Raw genomic sequence first — 17,745 nt, 5'->3', positions numbered from 1 at the left:
GTTTCATGAGTGCGGAGCAAGCCCTGTGGCGGGACACGGAACGTTGTTACCGTGCGGTCGCTTCCCGGGACGCACGGTTCGACGGGCAGTTCATCACGGCCGTGAAGACGACCGGGATCTACTGCCGGCCGTCCTGCCCGGCGGTGACCCCGAAGGCCGGGAACGTCCGGTTCTACCCCACCTCGGCCGCGGCCCAGGCCGCCGGCTTCCGGGCGTGCCGGCGCTGCCTGCCCGATGCCGTGCCGGGCTCCCCGGAGTGGAACCTGCGCGCCGATCTCGCCGCCAGGGCGATGCGGTTGATCTCCGACGGAGTCGTCGAGCGGGAGGGCGTGCCCGGGCTGGCGCGGCGGCTCGGCTACTCGGAACGCCAGCTCGGCCGGGTGCTGGGCGCCGAACTCGGCGCAGGCCCGCTCGCACTGGCACGAGCGCACCGTGCGCACTCCGCGCGGCTGCTGATCGAGCTGTCCGACCTGCCGCTGACCGATGTCGCGTTCGCCGCCGGCTTCTCCAGCGTCCGGCAGTTCAACGAGACCATCCGCGAGGTGTTCGCCCGCACTCCATCCCAAATGCGCGCCGCCGCGAACGGCCGTCGCGACCCGGCCGCGAAAACCGACAAGAGCACCGGCACCAGCCTCAGCCTGCGCCTGCCCTTCAGGCCGCCGCTCGACGCGAGCGGCATCATCGGGTTTCTCGCTGCCAGGGCCGTGCCGGGGGTGGAGGCCGCCGAGGACGGAAGCTACGGGCGGACGCTACGGCTGTCACACGGTCCGGCCACGATCTGGCTGACTCCGCAGGACGGGCACGTCCGCTGCGAGTTGCGGCTCGCCGACGTGCGGGACCTCAGCAGTGCCGTCACCAGGGCCCGCCGCCTGCTCGACCTCGACGCCGATCCGGAGGCCATGGCCCGCGTGCTCGGCGCCGATCCGCTGCTGGTGCCCGCGGTCGCGGCCGCTCCGGGCATCCGGGTACCGGGTGCGGTCGACGGCGCCGAACTGCTGCTGCGCGCCATGCTCGGGCAGCAGGTGTCGGTGGCCGCCGCCCGCACCGCCGCCGCACGCCTCACCGAAGCCCTCGGCGAACCGCTTGAATTCACCAAATCGGGCAGCGCGTTTCAATACCTCTTCCCCACGATGGAGGCGGTGGCGGAGCGGGGCCACGAAGTCCTGCGTGGGCCGCGACGGCGCATCGAGGCGATCCGGGCGGCAGCCGAAGCCGTGGCCTCCAATGCGGTCGAGGTGCACGTCGGCCGCGACCACCAGGAGCTTCGCACCGAGCTGCTCAGCCTGCGCGGTGTCGGGCCCTGGACCGCCGATTACGTGCTGATGCGGATGCTCGGCGCACCGGACGTGCTGCTCACCGACGATCTCGTCGTGCAGAAGGGCGCGGCCGCGCTGGGCATTCCCGACCTGCCCGAACGCGCGCAGTCGTGGCGGCCGTGGCGCTCCTATGCCGCCATGTACCTGTGGCGTTGCGCCTGAGCGTCAAACGGTCACCTCGAGCTTCGAACCGGTCCGTGACTTGCGCACCCGCAGCCGGGTCGGGATGCGCTGCCGCAGTTCCTCCACGTGCGACACCAGCCCGACCACCCGGCCCCCGGCCCGCAACTCGTCGAGGATGTTCATCACGACGTCCAAAGTCTCGGCATCCAGCGTGCCGAAGCCCTCGTCGACGAACAGCGTGTCCAGCAAGGCCCCGCCGGTCTCGCCCGCGACGACATCAGCGAGGCCCAGGGCCAGCGAAAGCGAGGCCAGGAAGGACTCTCCACCGGAGAGCGTCTTCGCGGGGCGGACCATGCCCGAGTAGTCGTCGAGGACGTCGAGGCCGAGGCCACCACGAGTGCCGCGCGAACCAGCCGCATCGGAATGCACGAACGAGTACCGGCCCTGGCTCATCTTGCGGAGGCGCTCGGTGGCGGCCACCGCCACCTCCTCGAGGCGCGCCGCGAGCACATACGACCGCAGCGACATCTTCCGCGCGTTCTGCCCCCGCCCGTTGACGACGTCGGTCAGCGCGTCGAGTTCCGCGAAAGCCTCTTCGACCGGCCGCAACGCCTCGGCCGCCGAGCCCAGCCGCTCAGCGAGCGTGTCCAGGTCTTCGGCCCGGCTGGTGACCGTCGCCAGCACGGCGACCGCCGTCTCGGCCCGTTCGCGGGCGGATTTCGCCTCGGCGAGAGCCGATTCGACGTCCACCTCGTCGTCCGGGCCGACCCCGGCAAGCTCTGGCTCGGCAAGGGTCTCCCGCGCGGCGGCCTCCGTGGCGGCCGCTTCGGACAGCCGTTTTTCCAGCCGTGCCAATGTTTCCTTGTCGCGGGCGGCCGCTCGCATGTCCGAGACGGTGGCGAAGCCCGCCTGGTCAAGCGACTCGCGCACGGCCGCACGCTGCTGCTCCAGCCGTTCTTCGGCGCTCAGCCGCGCCACCCTGGACTCGACGAGCGCGTCGATCGCACGCACGACTCTCGTCAGGTGCTCCCGCCGAGCGCCGACGTCGGAATGCTCGCCGCGCGCCTCATCGAGCCTTCGCGCACGCTCGGTCACCCGCTCGACAAGATCCTTCCGGCGCGTCTCCAACTCCTTCGCGGCCAGTTCGGCGGTGCTGCGCTGCTCCGTGAGCGCCTCGGCTTCAGCGTCCGCGGCCTGCACGCTGTTCGCCAGCCGCACCTTCTGACCGGCCAATTCGCGCAGCTTGGCGAGCTGTTCGGTCAGCGCGCCGAGTTCCGCGGTCACCTCGTCACTCGTGCGGCCCCGCAACCGTTCCCGAAGCGCGGTGAGCGCGGTTTCCGCCTCGTGCTTCGCGGTCTCGGCGGCCTTGCGCCGCCGCTCCGCCTGGTTCTCGGCCTGTTCCGCGACCTGTTCCTGAGCCCGGTCGACCGAACCTTCGGCGGGCTGAGCCAGTGCGGGATGCACCTCGGAACCGCACACGGGGCAGGGAGAACCGTCGCCCAACCCCGCGGCCAGCTCCGCCGCCATCCCTTCGAGCCGCAACTCACGCAGGCGCAACCGATGCTCGCGTGCCTGCAGATGCGCCTCGGTCGCTTGCTGAAGCCTTTTCCCGGCTCGGCCTACCGCACGTTCGGCGGCAGGCAATCCTTCGGCGTCGCGTGCCGCCGCGGCCAGTTCCGCTTCCCGCTCGCGCGACGCTTCGAGCTTTACCCTGGCTTCCGTCGCCATGTCGAGCCGCCGCCGCAGCTCTCGAACCTGATCCGGAATGCCGGCCAGCTTCTCCGTGAGGACTTGGACCTGCGTTCGCGCGTCCGCTCCGGCTTCGGCAAGCTGCCTGATCTCCCGTTCGTCACGCCGCTGCTGCTCGGCCTCGGCCACCAGACCGGCGAGAGCACCCGCTTCCTCGCGCAGCTTCCCGGCGTGCTGCCGCAACTGCGTCACGTCCGAACCGGTTTCCGCGTAGCCCGTCGCGGCGAGCACGCGGACCCGCGCGTCTTCCGCACCACGAGCCTGATTCAGCTGTTCGGCGCACCGGTCGGCCTGGGCTGCGACGCCGACCACGGTGGCCGCACGGCGGGCCGCCGCGATTCCCTCAGCCCATCGCGCGCGCTCGGCCTCCCGTTCGGCGAGGGCGGCGAGCCGCCGGTGCGCCCCACGCACTCGCTGCACTCGCTCGGCGGAGGCCCGGCGGTGTTCCGACGTCTTCTCCGCGATTTCGCGCGCCTCGATCGCCTGCCGATTCGCGATCTCGGCGTCCGTGACCGCCTGCCGGGAGCGTGACCGGACCTGGGCGACCCAGCCGGCCACGTTCTCCTCCGGCGCTTCCTCCCTGGCCACCTGCGCGAACCGCGCGAGTAAGGCGTGCACGTCCTGCCTGCGCAGCTCCAGTTCGCGCCTCCGTTCGGCGCGAAGGTCGCGAAACCACGCCTCGACGTCGGCGAAACGCCTGGTGCCGAACAGCTTTTCCAGCAGGCGCTCGCGTTCCTCGGTGTCGGCGCGGAGAAACCTGGCGAACTCGCCCTGGGGCAGCAGGACGACCTGGAAGAACTGTTCGGCGTTCATGCCCAGGAGCCGCTCGACCGTGCGGCCGACCTCGTCGATCCGGATCAGCCCCTCGGCCAACTGCCCGGCCGGGGCGTCGCCGACCCAGGTGAGCGAAGCCCTGGCCTGCTGGGTCGTGGTGCCCTCGCCACGGAGCTTCGGGCGCTGGTATTCGGGACTGCGCACCAGCCGCAGCCGCTGGCCCTGGACCGTGAGTTCCAGCACGACCTCGGTGGGGTCGGCGGGACTCGCCAGGTCGCAGCGCAGCCGCTTCACCTGCCCGCGAGCGCCGGGAACCGATCCGAACAGCGCGAACGCGACCGCGTCCAGCAAGGTCGTCTTGCCCGCGCCGGTGTCACCGTGCAGGAGGAACAGCCCGTCGACGCCGAGCCCGTCGAAGTCCACGACCTCGCGCCCGCGATAGGGTCCGAAGGCCGACACTTCGAGCCGGTGCAACCTCATCTCAGTACCTTCCGCACCTTCCGCACCTTCCGTACCTTCCGCCGTTTTCCGTGCGACCGCGATTCACCAGAGCTTCGCGGCATGTCAGTGGTCTCCCGTGCCCGCGGTTTCCAGTGCACGCCGGAGCAACCCCGCCTCACGCTCGTTAGGCGGCGCGCCGCGGCAGTCGGCCAGGAAGTTGTCGGCGATTTCACTGTCCGAACGGCCTCGGACCGCTTCCGCATACCGAAGCGCGGCCGAAAGGTTCCCGTTCTCCGGCTGCCAGTCCAGGTGCACCGCGAACGGAAAGCGCTCCCGCAGCCGCCGCATCGCGTCGACGGGACGGACCGGATCGGTGAGCGTCACCGACAGGTAGCAGTCCAGCAGCTCGCTGTGCTCTTCGGCGATCAACAGCTGTTCGAGCCTGCCGGACAGTTTCGCCAGCCTGCGCGGCACCGGCAGCTCTTGCCGCCGCACCTCGGCGGCGCCCGCGCGGTCGAAGTCCACCAGCCACACCGATTTCCGTTGCGCCGCTTCGGAAAACGAGTACGCGAGCGGACTACCCGAGTACCGCACGTGCTCGGCGAGGGTCTGCGGACCGTGCAGATGTCCTAACGCGACATAGTCGACACCGTCGAAGACCTCGCGGCCGACCAGTTCCACATTGCCCCGGACGATCGGTCGCTCGGAATCGGTTCCCTTGCCCCCGCTGACGAAGGCGTGCGCGAGTACGACCGAACGGGTTCCCGGCGCCCGGCGCGCCAGATCGGCTCTGACCCGGTCCATCGCCTCGGTCAGGACTCCGGTGTGTCCCGCCGCCTCCGGCACACCCAGCGCGTACCGCGCGGGTTCCGGCTCCAGATAAGGGATTCCGTAGATCGCGACCGGCCCGTACGCGTCCTCGGCCAGCACGGGCTCGCCGATCCGGGCGATCTCGGTACGCAGGTGCAGACCGCCCGCCGCGGCGAACTCACCGAACGCGCCGAGCCTGGCCGCCGAGTCGTGGTTACCCGGCGTGATGACGAGTTCCGCCCCGGCGCGGCGAATCCTGCTCATCGCGCGAGTGGCGACCTGCACCGCCTCCGCGGACGGCACCGCGCGGTCGTACACGTCGCCCGCGACCAGCACGAAGTCGACCGCCTCCACGGCCACCAGGTCCGCGATGTGCCCGAGCACGGCGTCCTGCTCGGCGAGCAGATCGACGCCGTGGAAGGTGCGCCCGACGTGCCAGTCGGAGGTGTGCAGGAATCTCACGGCGCCCAAGTTAGGGCTCCTGCCTCCCGGAGCCGCGGCACCACGCCGAAGTGGTCGTCCGGCGATCGGCCGGCCGGGTATTCCGCACATGAGCCTCGGACCTGCGGTGATACCCAAGAGATCATCGTGGTGCAGCCCGCTGACCAGCCGAAACGTGTCCATCTGCGGAGAACGGGGCTAGCGGGTCCGGAAGGCCAGCCGCCGGTCGGCGTACGCCGCGATCCGGTCGAGCACCTCATCCAGCGCCATGAACACTTCCCATGGCTCCTGGCCGCTCCCGGCCGCGAGGCGTGCGGGTCACCACCTGCTCGAGGTCAGGGACGCGTTTCGCCTTCCAGATCTTGTCGGCGAGGCTCACCAGCAGGTCTTCGAGGTCCACTTCGGCCGCCGCCCGGGAGGCGTGGGTCCGCGCCAAATCCTCCTGACGCCGCGCGCCCGCAACAAGTCGCAGCCGGCTTGCTCGTGGTCCGAACCAGGTCCGGACAGTTCGCCGGGGTGATCGATCTTCCCGGTGTCGTGGGTGGCCGCACCGAACAGGACCGCCCGCCGGTCGAACTCCACGGCGGGTAGTGCTGTTCGGCCCGATCGGCCAACTGGCAAGCCACGTCGTGAACCCTGCCCGCTGGGGGCCAACCCCCGGACCCCGCCTGGGGGCAAGCCCCAGACCCCCTGCGAAGACGCGAGGCCAGCCAAGGCGGCGGCGCAAGTTCCTCCTGCAAGGCTTGTGCCACGCCCGGCAACGGACGCAGCCCCAGGTCAGCGGTGTCGGTCAGGGCACGGCGCAGAAGGTCGGGGATCACCTCGCTACGTTAGGCCGCCCATTTTTGTCGGTGGTCTGCGCCATGATGGCCAGGACCGGGAAGGGAGGAACGGAAGTGGCATCCCCCGTGATCAGCACGGCGGCCGTGGCCGTCGCCGTGGTGCTGGTGGTGGCGGTCGTCCTGCTGTGGCGCCTGTACACCGACAGCGTGCGCCGGGCGGACGCGGCCGCCCGGCAGGTCGAGGCCGAACGCTCACGCGTGGATCAGCAACAGGTCGCGCTCCGCCGCTACGAGGTGGTGTTCGCCTCGATCAGTGGCCGGGGTGAGCTCGGTGAGCAGGTACTCGTGGAGACCGCACGGGCGCTCGGGCTGCGTGAGGGCCTGCATTTCACCCTGCAGACCGACCTGGCAGGCGGCGGCGCGGCGAAGCCGGACATGGTGCTGCGGGTCGGCGGCGACCGCACCGTTCCGGTGGATGCCAAGGCCAGCCTCGCCTGCTGGGCGGAGGCGGTGGAGACCGACGACGCCGACGAACGGCTCGACGCCCTCCGAGTGCACGTCCGCAACCTACGGTCCCGGGCCGCGGAGTTGGCGGGCAAAGGCTACCAGCGATGGGCGGACGCGATCTACGGCACGATCATGTTCGTCCCCTCCGACGCGGCCGTGGTGGCCGCCCTCGACACCGACCCCGAACTGCTGCGCTGGATGCTCGACCGGCGGGTCTTCCTGTGCGGGCCCACCGGATTCGCGGTGCTCGCTTCGGCGGCGATGTTCGCGGCGAGTGAGCGGGCCGTGGTCGAGGACGTCGAACGGGTGCGGGCGGGCGCGGCCGCGGCACACCGGGCGGCGGGCGCGGCGGTGGAGGCGGTCAACCTCTCCAGCACTCATCTGCAGCGGTTCCTGTCGGCCCGGCGGCGGGAGCTGGACGCGCTGGAGGGGTTCCGCGCCTCGGTGGCGCCGCTGACCGAAGCGTCGGGAAGCCCGGTGGAGATCCCGATCATCAGGAAGGGAGACGAAATGGCCGCAAGCTGATCGTTCGCCCTGGTGGGCGCGGTCTAAGGGACGAACCTCCCGGGCACGGGGCGGCAGGGCGCACCCGGACGGCGAGAACGAACACACCTGAAGGGACGAATGGTCGAAACCAATCGAACGAAAATTCGCTGCAACAGGCAGGTTGCCAACAAGTCGGACATGCCGTAAAACCCCTGATAGAGAGGGACCTGACCTGGCCTGACGAAGTGGCCCAAGGCCCAACTCCAAGGAGTGGCAGGCGGTTGACGTCCAGTACGAGTTACGGTGTTCCCTCGTGACCGCCCTACGCGATCGCGCGAGCGATCCTGACGCCGACGAGGTTGCCGCGCCCTGGGACGCTCGTGCCATCTTCGGTGCCCGGCGCGGCCTGCCCTGGTGGGCCGCGGTACTGCTCGCGTTCGGCCTCGCCGTGGTTGGCGCCGTTGTCGACATTCAGACGCAGAACACGCTCGGCTGGGTGTTCAAGATCGCGTATTTCGTCGGCTCGGTGAGCGCGATCTGCGTGGTCCAGCGCCGGAGCCTGTTCGGGCCGATGGTGCAACCACCGCTCATCCTGGCCATCACGGTGCCCGGGGTGGTGCTGCTGGTCTCCGGGCTGCCGTCCAGCAGCGACACCCTCTCCAAGGCACTGGCGGTCGCGACGCCGCTGATCAACGGCTTCCCCACGATGGCGATCACCACGGGATGCACCCTCGCCATCGGCATCTTCCGGCTCTACCGGCAGCGCGATCCCAATCCGCCGGTGAAGACGAAGAAGTCCGGGGGGCCGACCGGGCCGAAGCGTCCGTCGAACCAGGGACGCCTCCGGGAGAACGGGCGTGCCGGCGACAGCCAGGGTCGCGGGGGCGAGAGTCCGGGACGCTCGGCGGACGGCCAGGGCCGCGCCGCGGACGAGGCTCGCCCGCGTCAGGGTCGCCCCGGCCGGGAGACCCCGACTCGCGGGCAGCGGCCGTCTGAGGGACGTGGCGGCGCGCAGCGCCGGTCTACGGGCGAAAGTCCGCTACCACCCCCCGCGCGACGGCAGCCCGGAGACGAAGGCCCGCGCCGTGGCGAACCCCCGGCCCGGACCGGCAAGACCCCGCCTCCCTCCGGCCGCCGTCCGCGCGGTGCGGCACCCGACGACCTGGACCGTCGCCGATCCGGTGGCCAGCCCGGCGCCGACCGGCAACGCCGCGTGCCACCCCGTGGCGGCGATCAACGCGGTGGTCCCCCTGGCGACCCGCGCCGCGGTCCCCGCCAGAACCCCCCACCCCCGCGCCGCCGCCCCTGGGACGACGAACCCTGACCCCACCGCGAGTCCCGCTTCCGCGACACCCGAGTCCCGCTTCCGCAACACGCGAGTCCAACTTCCGCAACACGCGAGTCCAACTTCCGCGCAGCGCGAGCCGCACCTTCGCCACGACTGAGTCCGACCTTCCCGACTGGTGAGTCCCGCCGACCGTCACTTTGGGTCGCGACCGAAGACGGCTGGGGCGCCGGGAAGGCTCAGCTGCTCACTTTCCGGAGCTCACGCGGCAGGGCGAACGCGATCTTCTCGCTGGCCGTGGTGACCTCTTCGACGTCGGCCCAGCCGCGCTCGGCGAGCCACCGCAGCAGTTCCATCACCAGCACGTCCGGCACGGAGGCACCACTCGTCACGCCGACTGTGCCGACGCCGTCCAGCCACGACTCGTCCACCTCGCGTGCGAAGTCGATCAAGTGCGCGTCCCGGGCTCCGGCTTGCAAAGCCACCTCGACAAGGCGCTTGGAGTTCGACGAGTTGCGCGAGCCGACCACGAGCACCAGGTCGCATTCCGCGGCCATCGCCTTGACCGCGCCCTGCCGGTTCGAAGTCGCGTAACAAATGTCGTCGCTCGGCGGGTCGGCCAGGTTCGGGAATCGTTCCCGCAGCTGCTCGACCCGCTCCATGGTCTCGTCGACACTCAGCGTCGTCTGGGACAACCACACCACCTTGGACGGGTCCCGCACCTGAGCCTTCGCGGCATCCTCGGCGGTGTCGACGAGCTGCACATGGTCCGGTGCCTCGCCCGCGGTGCCCTCGACCTCCTCGTGGCCCTCGTGGCCGATCAGCAGGATGTCGTAGTCGTCCTTGGCGAACCGGTTGACCTCCTTGTGCACCTTCGTCACAAGCGGGCAGGTCGCGTCGATCGTGCGCAGGTTGCGTTCGGCGGCTTCGACGTGCACGGCCGGGGAGACGCCGTGCGCGGAGAACACGACCAGCGCTCCCTCGGGCACCTCGGAGGTCTCATCGACGAAGATGACCCCTCGCTCACGCAGCGTCTCGACGACGTGCCGGTTGTGCACGATCTCCTTGCGGACGTACACCGGCGGGCCGTAGAGCTCGAGTGCCTTCTCCACGGCGATCACGGCGCGATCGACACCCGCGCAGTAACCACGCGGCTTGGCCAGAAGTACGCGCTTGACGGGGGTCGCTCCAGTCATGGTTCCCATGGTACGGGCCGTCGAAGTGTGTGGCCGATCACGCCGACCCGGGGGAAGGTCGTTTGGGCAGGATGGCCCACATGCGGCAGGCTGTATGCATGAAGCCGCTCCCGCTTCCTCTCCGAGTCGCCGCGGGCCTCGCCATGGCCGCCGCCGAGCGCGCCCGTGAGCTGCCCAGGCAGTTGCTCGGCCTCCCCGTCACCGTGCTGTCCCGGGCACTGCAGTTCTCCATGCGCGTGCAGCAGCAGGTCACCGAGCTGGCGATCAAGGGCGATCAGGCCCTCTCCTCGTTCCGCCCGGTCGAGGAGACGCCGAGCTGGGCCACCTTCGATGAGGACATCGAGCCGCAGGCCAGCACGAACGGCCATCGCTCTGACGCCGTTGCCGCCCGTGACCCCTGGGAACAGGAGGAGCGCGCGCTGGCCGAGGACCACACCGAGGGTGAGTTCGACAGCACGATCGATCCCGAGGCCGTACTCGGCCCGGTGGGCCTGGCCAACTACGACGAGCTCTCCCTGCCGCAGCTACGCGCCCGGCTGCGCCGCTTCTCGCTGGAACAGCTCGAGGAGCTGTTGGCCTACGAGCGCGCGCACGCCAACCGGCCGTCGTTCGTCGGCATGCTCACCCGGCGGATCGGCAACGTGCAGCGGCTCGGCGAAGGCACCGCGGACGACGGCGCTCAGTGACCGCTGAAACAGCCAGAGAGCAGACGAGCGCTGAGCACCCTTGGCCGGTCCGCACGGTGGCCAGGAAGATCGCGGACTGGATCCACCGGCTCGGCGCGGTCTGGGTGGAGGGTCAGGTCACCCAGATCTCGGCGCGCCCCGGCACCCAAACCGCCTTCCTCACCCTGCGCGACCCGTCCGCCGACGTGTCGATGACGGTCACCTGCCCGATGCGGCTGGTCCGGACCATCGAGCCGCCGCTGCGGGACGGCGCGAGCGTGGTGATCTACGCCAAGCCGACGTTCTTCCTCGGCCGCGGCACGATCAGCCTGCGGGCCACGGAGATCCGCGCGGTCGGCATCGGGGAACTGCTTGCCCGGATCGAACGGCTGCGAAGGCTGCTCGACGCCGAGGGCCTGTTCGCGCCGGAACGCAAGCGCAGGCTTCCGTTCCTGCCCAAGGGAATCGGTCTGATCACCGGGCGCGCTTCGGCGGCGGAACACGACGTGCTGGCCAACGCGCACGCGCGCTGGCCCGCCGCGCGCATCCAGGTGGTCAACACCGCCGTCCAGGGCCCCACAGCCGTCCCGCAGATCCGAAAAGCACTGTCGATTTTGGACTCCGACCCGAATATCGACGTGATCGTGATCGCCCGTGGCGGCGGCAGTGTGGAGGATTTGCTGCCCTTCTCCGACGAGGCGTTGTGCCGGGCCGTGGCCGCGGCGGGCACGCCGGTGGTCAGCGCGATCGGGCACGAACCCGACACACCGCTGCTCGATCACGTCGCGGATCTCCGCTGCTCGACACCGACCGACGCGGGCAAGCGGATCGTGCCCGACGTCAAGGAGGAGACCGCGCGCGTGCACCAGCTCCGGGACCGCGCCCGCCGCGCGCTGCACGGCTGGGTGGACACGCAGTGCCGACTGCTCGACCAGTTACGCAGCCGCCCGGTGCTCGCCGATCCGCTCGGCCCGATCGAGCGGCGCGCCGAAGACGTCGAGTCGCACCGCGAACGCGCCCGTCGGGCGATTTTCGGCACACTGTCCACCGAGCAGGCCGCGATCGCCTCCGCCAGGGCACGGCTGACCGCGCTCGGACCAGCGGCGACGATGGCTCGCGGCTATACCGTCGTGCAGTATCCCGACGCCGAAGGCAACCTCCAGGTGCTCCGATCCATCTCTCAAGTGGCGGAGGGAACTCCGCTGCGCGTGCGCGTCGTCGACGGCGCCGTGCACGCGGTCACCAAGACCAGCGAACCAGGAGAGTAGGAAGTGCGCGCGACGTTCCTCCCGCTCACCACGGACGCCGCGGCGAAGACCGGGGCGCATACCGTGCTCCGGCGGGCCGCGGAGGCCGAAGCCGCGGCCAACGCGTGCTGGGCCTCGCTGCTGGGTGGTTGTGCTTCGGCCAAACGGTGGGGGCTGGACACGCGGCTGCGGCAGTTGTCCCAGGCGACCCGCGACCTGGCCGGTACACGCTGGTGGTTCACCGAAGGCACCGGTTACCGGCGCCGGGTGGCGCACGCGCAGGGCTGTATCGAGGAAGCCATCATCGAAGGTGACGGTTCCGAATTCGCGCGGGCGTTCGCCGGATACGACCACGCGATGGCGACCGTGGTCGTGGCGGCGCGCAACCAACGGCACGGCACCGTTCACACGAGGCCCGCGAAAAACCAGTAGTGTGCGCACGTGAGCGAGGAAATCGGCTACGAACAGGCCCGTGACCAGCTGGTCGAGGTCGTGCGCGAACTCGAGACGGGTGGGCTGTCCTTGGAGCAGTCGCTTGCCCTCTGGGAGAAGGGCGAGCACCTCACGAAGGTGTGCGAGCGGCATCTCGAAGGTGCGAGGGAACGTATCGAGGCCGCGCTCAAGTCCGTAGAGGACGAAAACGGCGACGAGGGGTGACCACCGTCGCCCTGCGATACGGGACAATTCTGGGAGAATCGTTGTCCGTCTAGCAGGCAGGAGGCAGCGATGTCCCAGTCCCCCAGCACATCCAGACTCAAGGAGGCTCCGGACCGCAACCTGGCCATGGAGCTGGTGCGCGTGACGGAAGCCGCGGCGATGGCGGCCGGCCGGTGGGTCGGCAAGGGTGACAAGAACAGAGGCGACGGCGCCGCGGTGGACGCCATGCGCCAGCTCATCTCGACCGTCTCCATGCGCGGGGTGGTGGTCATCGGCGAGGGCGAGAAGGACGAGGCGCCGATGCTCTACAACGGCGAGGAGGTCGGCAACGGCGACGGTCCCGACTGCGACGTCGCGGTGGATCCCATCGACGGCACCACCCTGATGGCCAAGGGCATGCCGAACGCGCTCGCCGTGCTCGCGGTCGCCGAACGCGGTGCGATGTTCGACCCGTCCGCGGTGTTCTACATGGAAAAGCTCGCCGTCGGGCCGGAGGCCGCGGGATCGGTGGATCTGTCGGCGCCGGTCGCGGAGAACATTCGCCGCGTCGCCAAGGCCAAGAACAGCGGTGTTTCCGACGTGACGGTCTGCATCCTCGACCGGCCGCGGCACGAGCGGCTGGTCAAGGAGGTCCGGGACGCCGGCGCCCGGATCCGGTTCATCTCCGACGGTGACGTCGCGGGCGCGATCGCCGCGGCCCGGCCGACCACCGGCGTCGACCTGCTGCTCGGCGTCGGCGGCACGCCCGAAGGGATCATCGCGGCGTGCGCGATGAAGTGTCTCGGCGGTGAGTTGCAGGGCAGGCTGTGGCCGAAGGACGACGCCGAGCGCGAGAAGGCGCTGGCCGCGGGGCACGACCTGGACCGGGTCCTCACCACGGACGACCTCGTGCGTGGCGACAACGTGTTCTTCTGCGCAACCGGTGTTACCGACGGCGACCTGCTGCGCGGTGTGCACTACCGGGAGGGCGGCGCGACGACTCAGTCCATCGTGATGCGGTCCAAGTCCGGCACCGTCCGGATGATCGACGGCTACCACCGGTTGACCAAGCTGCGCGCCTACTCGTCGGTCGACTTCGACGGCCAGTTGGGGGAGTTGGACGACGAAAACGCCCCGGTCCCGCCGCTCCCGTGAGCCCTCCCGCGCTTGAAACCCGATAATCGAGGCGACTACAAGGCCCGCCCTGTTCCACTGTCGGGGCGGCAGGGCGCCCATTCGAACGGCGTCACCCGACGTGGTGAGGAGCGCCCTGTCGACGCGATCGCGGCCACCGCGGGAGGAGTTCAGCCGCCGCTGGAGTGGCCGGGGAAGAGATGTGCTTCGGGGTCGAGCGCGACGGCGATGTTGTTGATCGCCGTCGCCGCCTCGCCGAACCCTGTGGCGATCAGCTTGACCTTGCCCGGGTAGGCGGCGACGTCACCGGCCGCGTACACGCGATCCCGGCCGGTGGCCATGGTGGAGTCGACGGCGATGGACCTGCGGTCGATCTTGAGGCCCCAGTTCTCGATCGGGCCGAGGTCGGCGGTGAACCCCAGCGCCGCCACCACGGTCTGCGCCGGCAGTACCACCGGCTCGCCGCCCTTGGCGTGGACGACCACCTCGGTCAACGCCCCGTTGCCGCGCAGTTCGGTGACCTCGGCGTCGGTGATGATCCGCACGCCCAGTTCCCGCGCCTCGCGAACGATGGACTCGGCCGCCCGGAACTTGGTTCGCCGATGCACCAGGGTGACGCTGGAGGCCACCGGGTGGAGTGCCAGCACCCAGTCGAACGCCGAGTCCCCGCCGCCGACGACGATCACGTCCTGCCCGGCGTGCGCGGCCAGCGAGGGCACGAAGTGGACCATGCCGCGGCCGAGCCAGCCATCGCCGGCGGGCAGCGGCCGCGGGGTGAACTCGCCGATCCCCGCGGTGATCAGCACCGCGCCCGCGTGCACCACCTGGCCGCCGTCGAGCACGACGTCCAGTCCGGAACCGGTGGAGATGAGCCGCTCGGCCTTGCGGCCCAGCAGGTAGACGGGATTCCAGGGCGCGACCTGCTCGACGAGCCCCTTGATCAGATCTCGTCCGCGCACGGCGGGAAAGCCGCCGACGTCGTAGATCATCTTCTCCGGGTACATCGCGGTCACCTGCCCGCCCGGCTCGGGCAGCGAATCGACGATGGCCATCGTCAGGCCGCGGAAACCGGCGTAGTAGCCGGCGAACAGCCCGGTCGGCCCTGCGCCGACGATCAGCACATCGACGGACAAGTCGTCGTTAGGCGCGCTCATGCCGTGATCTAACCACTCCAGGTACGTCAACTGCGTGAAATGCGCCACGGCTTACCCACTCGCGCGAGTCGCGCTCCCGGTGGTCGAACACATGCGGCGAACGCCCGCGCGCTGCGCGAAACTGGCGTCATGGCAGAACAGGAATACCGGATCGAACACGACACGATGGGCGAGGTGAAGGTGCCCGTCGAGGCGCTGTACCGGGCACAAACCCAGCGGGCCGTGGACAACTTCCCGATCTCCGGCCGGGGCCTCGAACGCGCCCAGATCCGCGCGCTCGGCCTGCTCAAGGCCGCCGCCGCCCGAGTCAACGCCCGCCTCGGCGTGCTGAATTCGGAAGTCGCCGACGCGATCGCCGAGGCCGCCGACCAGGTGGCCGAAGGCAGCTACGACGAGCACTTCCCGATCGACGTGTTCCAGACCGGTTCCGGCACCTCGTCGAACATGAACGCCAACGAGGTGATCGCGACGCTGGCCACCCGGAAGCTCGGCGTGGACGTGCACCCGAACGACCACGTCAACGCGTCCCAGTCGTCGAACGACACCTTCCCGACCACCATTCACGTCGCCGCGACCGAGGCGCTGCTGACCGACGTCATCCCCGCGCTGGAGCACCTGGCCGAGACCATCGAGGGCCGGGCCGGGGAGTGGCGGAACGTGGTCAAATCCGGGCGCACGCATCTGATGGACGCGGTGCCCATCACGCTGGGTCAAGAGGCGGGCGCGTGGGCGGCGCAGGTCCGGTTCGGCGTCGAACGGCTGCGGAGCTGCCTGCCGCGGCTCGGCGAACTGCCCATCGGCGGCACGGCCGTCGGTTCCGGGCTGAACGCTCCCGACGGCTTCGGGGCGGCGGTGGCCGAGGAGCTGGCGAGGGTGACTGGCCTCCCGCTCACCGAAGCACGTAACCACTTCGAGGCGCAGGCCACGCAGGACAGCGTGGTGGAGGCTTCGGCACAGCTGCGCACGGTGGCCGTCTCGCTGAACAAGATCGCCAACGACCTCCGGTGGCTGGGCTCCGGCCCGCGCACCGGCCTGGCCGAGCTGGCCCTGCCCGACCTCCAGCCGGGATCGTCGATCATGCCCGGCAAGGTGAACCCGGTGATCCCGGAAGCGACCCTGCAGGTGGTTGCCCAGGTGATCGGCAACGACGCCGCCGTCGCCTACGCCGGTGCGCAGGGCAACTTCCAGCTCAACGTCAACCTTCCGGTGATCGCCCGCAACGTGCTCGAGTCGGCGCGGCTGCTCGCGGCGGTGTCGCGATTGCTGGCGGACAAGGTGTTCGCCGGGGTGACCGCGAACGTCGACCGGCTCAAGACCTACGCGGAGGGCTCGCCGTCGATCGTGACGCCGCTCAACCGCTACCTCGGTTACGAGGAGGCGGCGGCGGTGGCGAAGCAGGCGCTGAAGGAACTCAAGACGATCCGTGAGGTGGTCGTCGAGCGGGGTCATGTGGCGAACGGCAAACTGACCGAGGCCCAGCTCGACGAGGCCCTCGATGTCCTCCGCATGGCACGCCGCGGCTGAGTCAGGCCACGTCTCGCCACGCGGCGGGTGGCCGGTAGTGCCGCGAGCCGGACGCGGTCGGAGCGGCCTCGTCCTGGGTCCGGCCGGTACCCGCCCGCCGCGCCCGGTGGCCGGAAGCGCGGTTGCCCGGCCACGGCCACCGGCTGTCCCGGCCGCCGATCAGCACGGTGCACAGCACCCCGATCAGCAACGGGATGTGGCTGGCCAGCCGGTACCACCCGACGTGCCCCGAGACTATGTCCACAAGGGACAGCGACACGAGCAGGACCGCGAAGCTGAGCAGCACCGGAAGCTGGCTGCGGGCCCGGTTGGGCCGGGCGGCCACCCACAGCAGTGCGACGGCGACCGCGAAGTTGAACGCGGCCGCCTCGTGCTCGAGATGCGAGCTGGGCGCGATCGACATCCCGTCGCCCATCGGCTGCGGCAGCAACAGCATCGAAACCACGATCGAGAACTGGGAAACCGCGGCGAAGACGAGCGCCCACCGGCCCCAGTCGACCGACCGAAGGCGAGTGGGCAGCGAGAAATGGCTGACCACCTCGGCGGTGACGTCCGGGGTTTCGCCCGCCGGGGCGAGCCGGGCCAGCCGCGTAACCGCCGCGGCGTCGTCTCGCCACGACGCACACGCCGGGCAGCCGTCGACGTGCAGGTCCAGCGCGGCCGGTTCGACCCCGGGGTCCTCACCGTCCAATGTCGCGGAGATCGCCTCACGTGCGGTCGCACAGTCCATATCACCATTGTCGCCCGCCGCGGGCGAATAGTTCCCGCACTGCTCGGATCGTCCCGGACAGGCCGAATTCATGCTGGCGCCATGTTGCGTTGATCCCGGCCGAGCACTCGTCCGTACATTCAGGTAAGCGCTCGACACTGCACGAGAGGGACCGCCGTGGACGATGAGGAGATCACCGGGTACGCGTTCCGTGCCGCCCACGGCGACCGCGCCGCGGCGGAACGGTTCGTCGCGGTGACCCGGCACCAGTTGCACCGGCTGCTGTCCTACCTGTCGAGCCCGGCGGTCGCCGAGGACCTCACGCAGGAGACCTACCTGCGTGCCTTCGCCGCCCTGCCCTCCTACGAGGGCCGGTCGCCCGCCCGGATGTGGCTGCTGGCGATCGCCAGGCGGGTCGCGGCCGATCATCTGCGCACGGCCCGGCGCAGGCCGGTGACCAGCCAGGTCGGGGACTGGGCCGCGACCGTCGAGCGGAACGGCACGCATGCCCCCGACCACGGCAGGCTCGTCGTGCTCCGGCGGCTGATCGACGACCTGGAGCCGGAGCGCCGCGAAGCCTTCGTGCTCACCCAGGTGATCGGATTGTCCTATTCGGACGCCGCGGAGGTCTGCGAGTGCGCGGTCGGCACCATCCGCTCACGAGTGTTCCGGGCACGCGAGGAGCTCACCGCCGCGATGACCGCGAGCGGGGGCAAGGCGTCGCACGGCTGACTCGGCCGCGGCCACGAGTATGTGGCCTTCTTCG

Annotated in this window: 16 protein-coding genes; 10 read left to right on the top strand and 6 right to left on the bottom strand. The window is 70.4% G+C overall.

The genetic code is table 11. The features are described from left to right. The first annotated feature begins 5 nt into the window (after window positions 1-5). On the top strand, window positions 6-1,478 hold the full coding sequence (locus VJT49_RS06195) for a DNA-3-methyladenine glycosylase 2 family protein (RefSeq protein ID WP_324163723.1): 1,473 nt from the start codon (window positions 6-8) through the stop codon (window positions 1,476-1,478). 3 nt (window positions 1,479-1,481) lie between these two features. On the opposite strand, the gene VJT49_RS06190 is transcribed toward VJT49_RS06195, so the two are convergent. From VJT49_RS06190 to VJT49_RS06180, 3 genes are all read right to left on the bottom strand, one after another. Beyond that, window positions 1,482-4,442 carry an SMC family ATPase gene (locus VJT49_RS06190; protein WP_324163722.1) on the bottom strand — a complete coding sequence of 987 codons (2,961 nt, stop codon included), beginning with the start codon at window positions 4,440-4,442 and terminating at the stop codon, window positions 1,482-1,484. A gap of 84 nt (window positions 4,443-4,526) precedes the next feature. Beyond that, complete coding sequence (locus tag VJT49_RS06185) at window positions 4,527-5,675, bottom strand: exonuclease SbcCD subunit D (RefSeq protein WP_324163845.1); 1,149 nt, start codon at window positions 5,673-5,675, stop codon at window positions 4,527-4,529. Window positions 5,676-5,910: 235 nt separating this feature from the next. Further along, on the bottom strand, window positions 5,911-6,090 hold the full coding sequence (locus VJT49_RS06180) for a hypothetical protein (RefSeq protein WP_324163721.1): 180 nt from the start codon (window positions 6,088-6,090) through the stop codon (window positions 5,911-5,913). A 430-nt stretch (window positions 6,091-6,520) separates the two neighbouring features. Between VJT49_RS06180 and rmuC the strand changes: the two genes are divergently transcribed. Both rmuC and VJT49_RS06170 read left to right on the top strand, forming a co-directional pair. Further along, window positions 6,521-7,468 (top strand): DNA recombination protein RmuC, encoded by a 948-nt coding sequence (gene rmuC / locus VJT49_RS06175; protein WP_414635849.1) that lies wholly within the window; start codon window positions 6,521-6,523, stop codon window positions 7,466-7,468. Window positions 7,469-7,742: 274 nt separating this feature from the next. Next, window positions 7,743-8,753, top strand: coding sequence for a DUF6542 domain-containing protein (locus VJT49_RS06170; RefSeq protein ID WP_324163719.1), 1,011 nt, complete (start codon window positions 7,743-7,745; stop codon window positions 8,751-8,753). A gap of 200 nt (window positions 8,754-8,953) precedes the next feature. Here VJT49_RS06170 and VJT49_RS06165 read toward each other — a convergent pair whose 3' ends face one another. Then, a complete protein-coding gene (locus tag VJT49_RS06165) occupies window positions 8,954-9,910 on the bottom strand; it encodes a 4-hydroxy-3-methylbut-2-enyl diphosphate reductase (RefSeq protein WP_324163718.1) in 957 nt (318 codons plus the stop codon). A 98-nt stretch (window positions 9,911-10,008) separates the two neighbouring features. Here VJT49_RS06165 and VJT49_RS06160 point away from each other — a divergent pair, with 98 nt between their 5' ends. From VJT49_RS06160 to glpX, 5 genes are all read left to right on the top strand, one after another. Further along, the gene (locus VJT49_RS06160) at window positions 10,009-10,596 is read left to right on the top strand and encodes a lipid droplet-associated protein (RefSeq protein ID WP_324163717.1); all 588 of its coding nucleotides are present in this window, start codon (window positions 10,009-10,011) and stop codon (window positions 10,594-10,596) included. Continuing rightward, window positions 10,593-11,843, top strand: coding sequence for an exodeoxyribonuclease VII large subunit (xseA, locus tag VJT49_RS06155; RefSeq protein ID WP_324163716.1), 1,251 nt, complete (start codon window positions 10,593-10,595; stop codon window positions 11,841-11,843). The genes VJT49_RS06160 and xseA overlap by 4 nt, the downstream gene beginning before the upstream one ends. Before the next feature lie 3 nt (window positions 11,844-11,846). Then, entirely contained in the window at window positions 11,847-12,254 is a 408-nt protein-coding gene (locus VJT49_RS06150; protein ID WP_324163715.1) for a hypothetical protein, read from the top strand. A 9-nt stretch (window positions 12,255-12,263) separates the two neighbouring features. Beyond that, entirely contained in the window at window positions 12,264-12,479 is a 216-nt protein-coding gene (locus VJT49_RS06145; RefSeq protein ID WP_324163714.1) for an exodeoxyribonuclease VII small subunit, read from the top strand. 69 nt (window positions 12,480-12,548) lie between these two features. Beyond that, window positions 12,549-13,613 (top strand): class II fructose-bisphosphatase, encoded by a 1,065-nt coding sequence (gene glpX, locus VJT49_RS06140; RefSeq protein WP_324163713.1) that lies wholly within the window; start codon window positions 12,549-12,551, stop codon window positions 13,611-13,613. 149 nt (window positions 13,614-13,762) lie between these two features. Here the strand turns inward: glpX and VJT49_RS06135 are convergent, their stop codons facing one another. Then, a complete protein-coding gene (locus VJT49_RS06135) occupies window positions 13,763-14,746 on the bottom strand; it encodes an NAD(P)/FAD-dependent oxidoreductase (RefSeq protein WP_324163712.1) in 984 nt (327 codons plus the stop codon). A 129-nt stretch (window positions 14,747-14,875) separates the two neighbouring features. Between VJT49_RS06135 and VJT49_RS06130 the strand changes: the two genes are divergently transcribed. Then, window positions 14,876-16,270 carry a class II fumarate hydratase gene (locus tag VJT49_RS06130; RefSeq protein WP_324163711.1) on the top strand — a complete coding sequence of 465 codons (1,395 nt, stop codon included), beginning with the start codon at window positions 14,876-14,878 and terminating at the stop codon, window positions 16,268-16,270. A gap of 1 nt (window position 16,271) precedes the next feature. On the opposite strand, the gene VJT49_RS06125 is transcribed toward VJT49_RS06130, so the two are convergent. Continuing rightward, complete coding sequence (locus VJT49_RS06125; protein ID WP_324163710.1) at window positions 16,272-17,000, bottom strand: zf-HC2 domain-containing protein; 729 nt, start codon at window positions 16,998-17,000, stop codon at window positions 16,272-16,274. A 156-nt stretch (window positions 17,001-17,156) separates the two neighbouring features. Here VJT49_RS06125 and VJT49_RS06120 point away from each other — a divergent pair, with 156 nt between their 5' ends. Next, window positions 17,157-17,711, top strand: a complete 555-nt coding sequence (locus VJT49_RS06120) for a sigma-70 family RNA polymerase sigma factor (RefSeq protein ID WP_324163709.1) — start codon at window positions 17,157-17,159, stop codon at window positions 17,709-17,711. Window positions 17,712-17,745: the final 34 nt, after the last annotated feature.

This window comes from Amycolatopsis sp., from assembly GCF_035276945.1.
GTDB lineage: Bacteria > Actinomycetota > Actinomycetes > Mycobacteriales > Pseudonocardiaceae > Amycolatopsis_E.
The sequence above is the reverse complement of the archived record's forward strand: the minus strand, read 5'-3'. Positions and strand labels throughout refer to the sequence as shown.

What these genes read in the sequence shown, in the direction of transcription:
- VJT49_RS06195 (WP_324163723.1), top strand. Translation starts at nt 6, where the DNA reads ATGAGTGCGGAGCAAGCCCTGTGGCGGGACACGGAACGTTGTTACCGT.
- VJT49_RS06190 (WP_324163722.1), bottom strand. Translation starts at nt 4,442, where the DNA reads ATGAGGTTGCACCGGCTCGAAGTGTCGGCCTTCGGACCCTATCGCGGG.
- rmuC (WP_414635849.1), top strand. Translation starts at nt 6,521, where the DNA reads ATGGCCAGGACCGGGAAGGGAGGAACGGAAGTGGCATCCCCCGTGATC.
- VJT49_RS06165 (WP_324163718.1), bottom strand. Translation starts at nt 9,910, where the DNA reads ATGACTGGAGCGACCCCCGTCAAGCGCGTACTTCTGGCCAAGCCGCGT.
- VJT49_RS06160 (WP_324163717.1), top strand. Translation starts at nt 10,009, where the DNA reads ATGAAGCCGCTCCCGCTTCCTCTCCGAGTCGCCGCGGGCCTCGCCATG.
- glpX (WP_324163713.1), top strand. Translation starts at nt 12,549, where the DNA reads ATGTCCCAGTCCCCCAGCACATCCAGACTCAAGGAGGCTCCGGACCGC.
- VJT49_RS06135 (WP_324163712.1), bottom strand. Translation starts at nt 14,746, where the DNA reads ATGAGCGCGCCTAACGACGACTTGTCCGTCGATGTGCTGATCGTCGGC.
- VJT49_RS06130 (WP_324163711.1), top strand. Translation starts at nt 14,876, where the DNA reads ATGGCAGAACAGGAATACCGGATCGAACACGACACGATGGGCGAGGTG.
- VJT49_RS06125 (WP_324163710.1), bottom strand. Translation starts at nt 17,000, where the DNA reads ATGGACTGTGCGACCGCACGTGAGGCGATCTCCGCGACATTGGACGGT.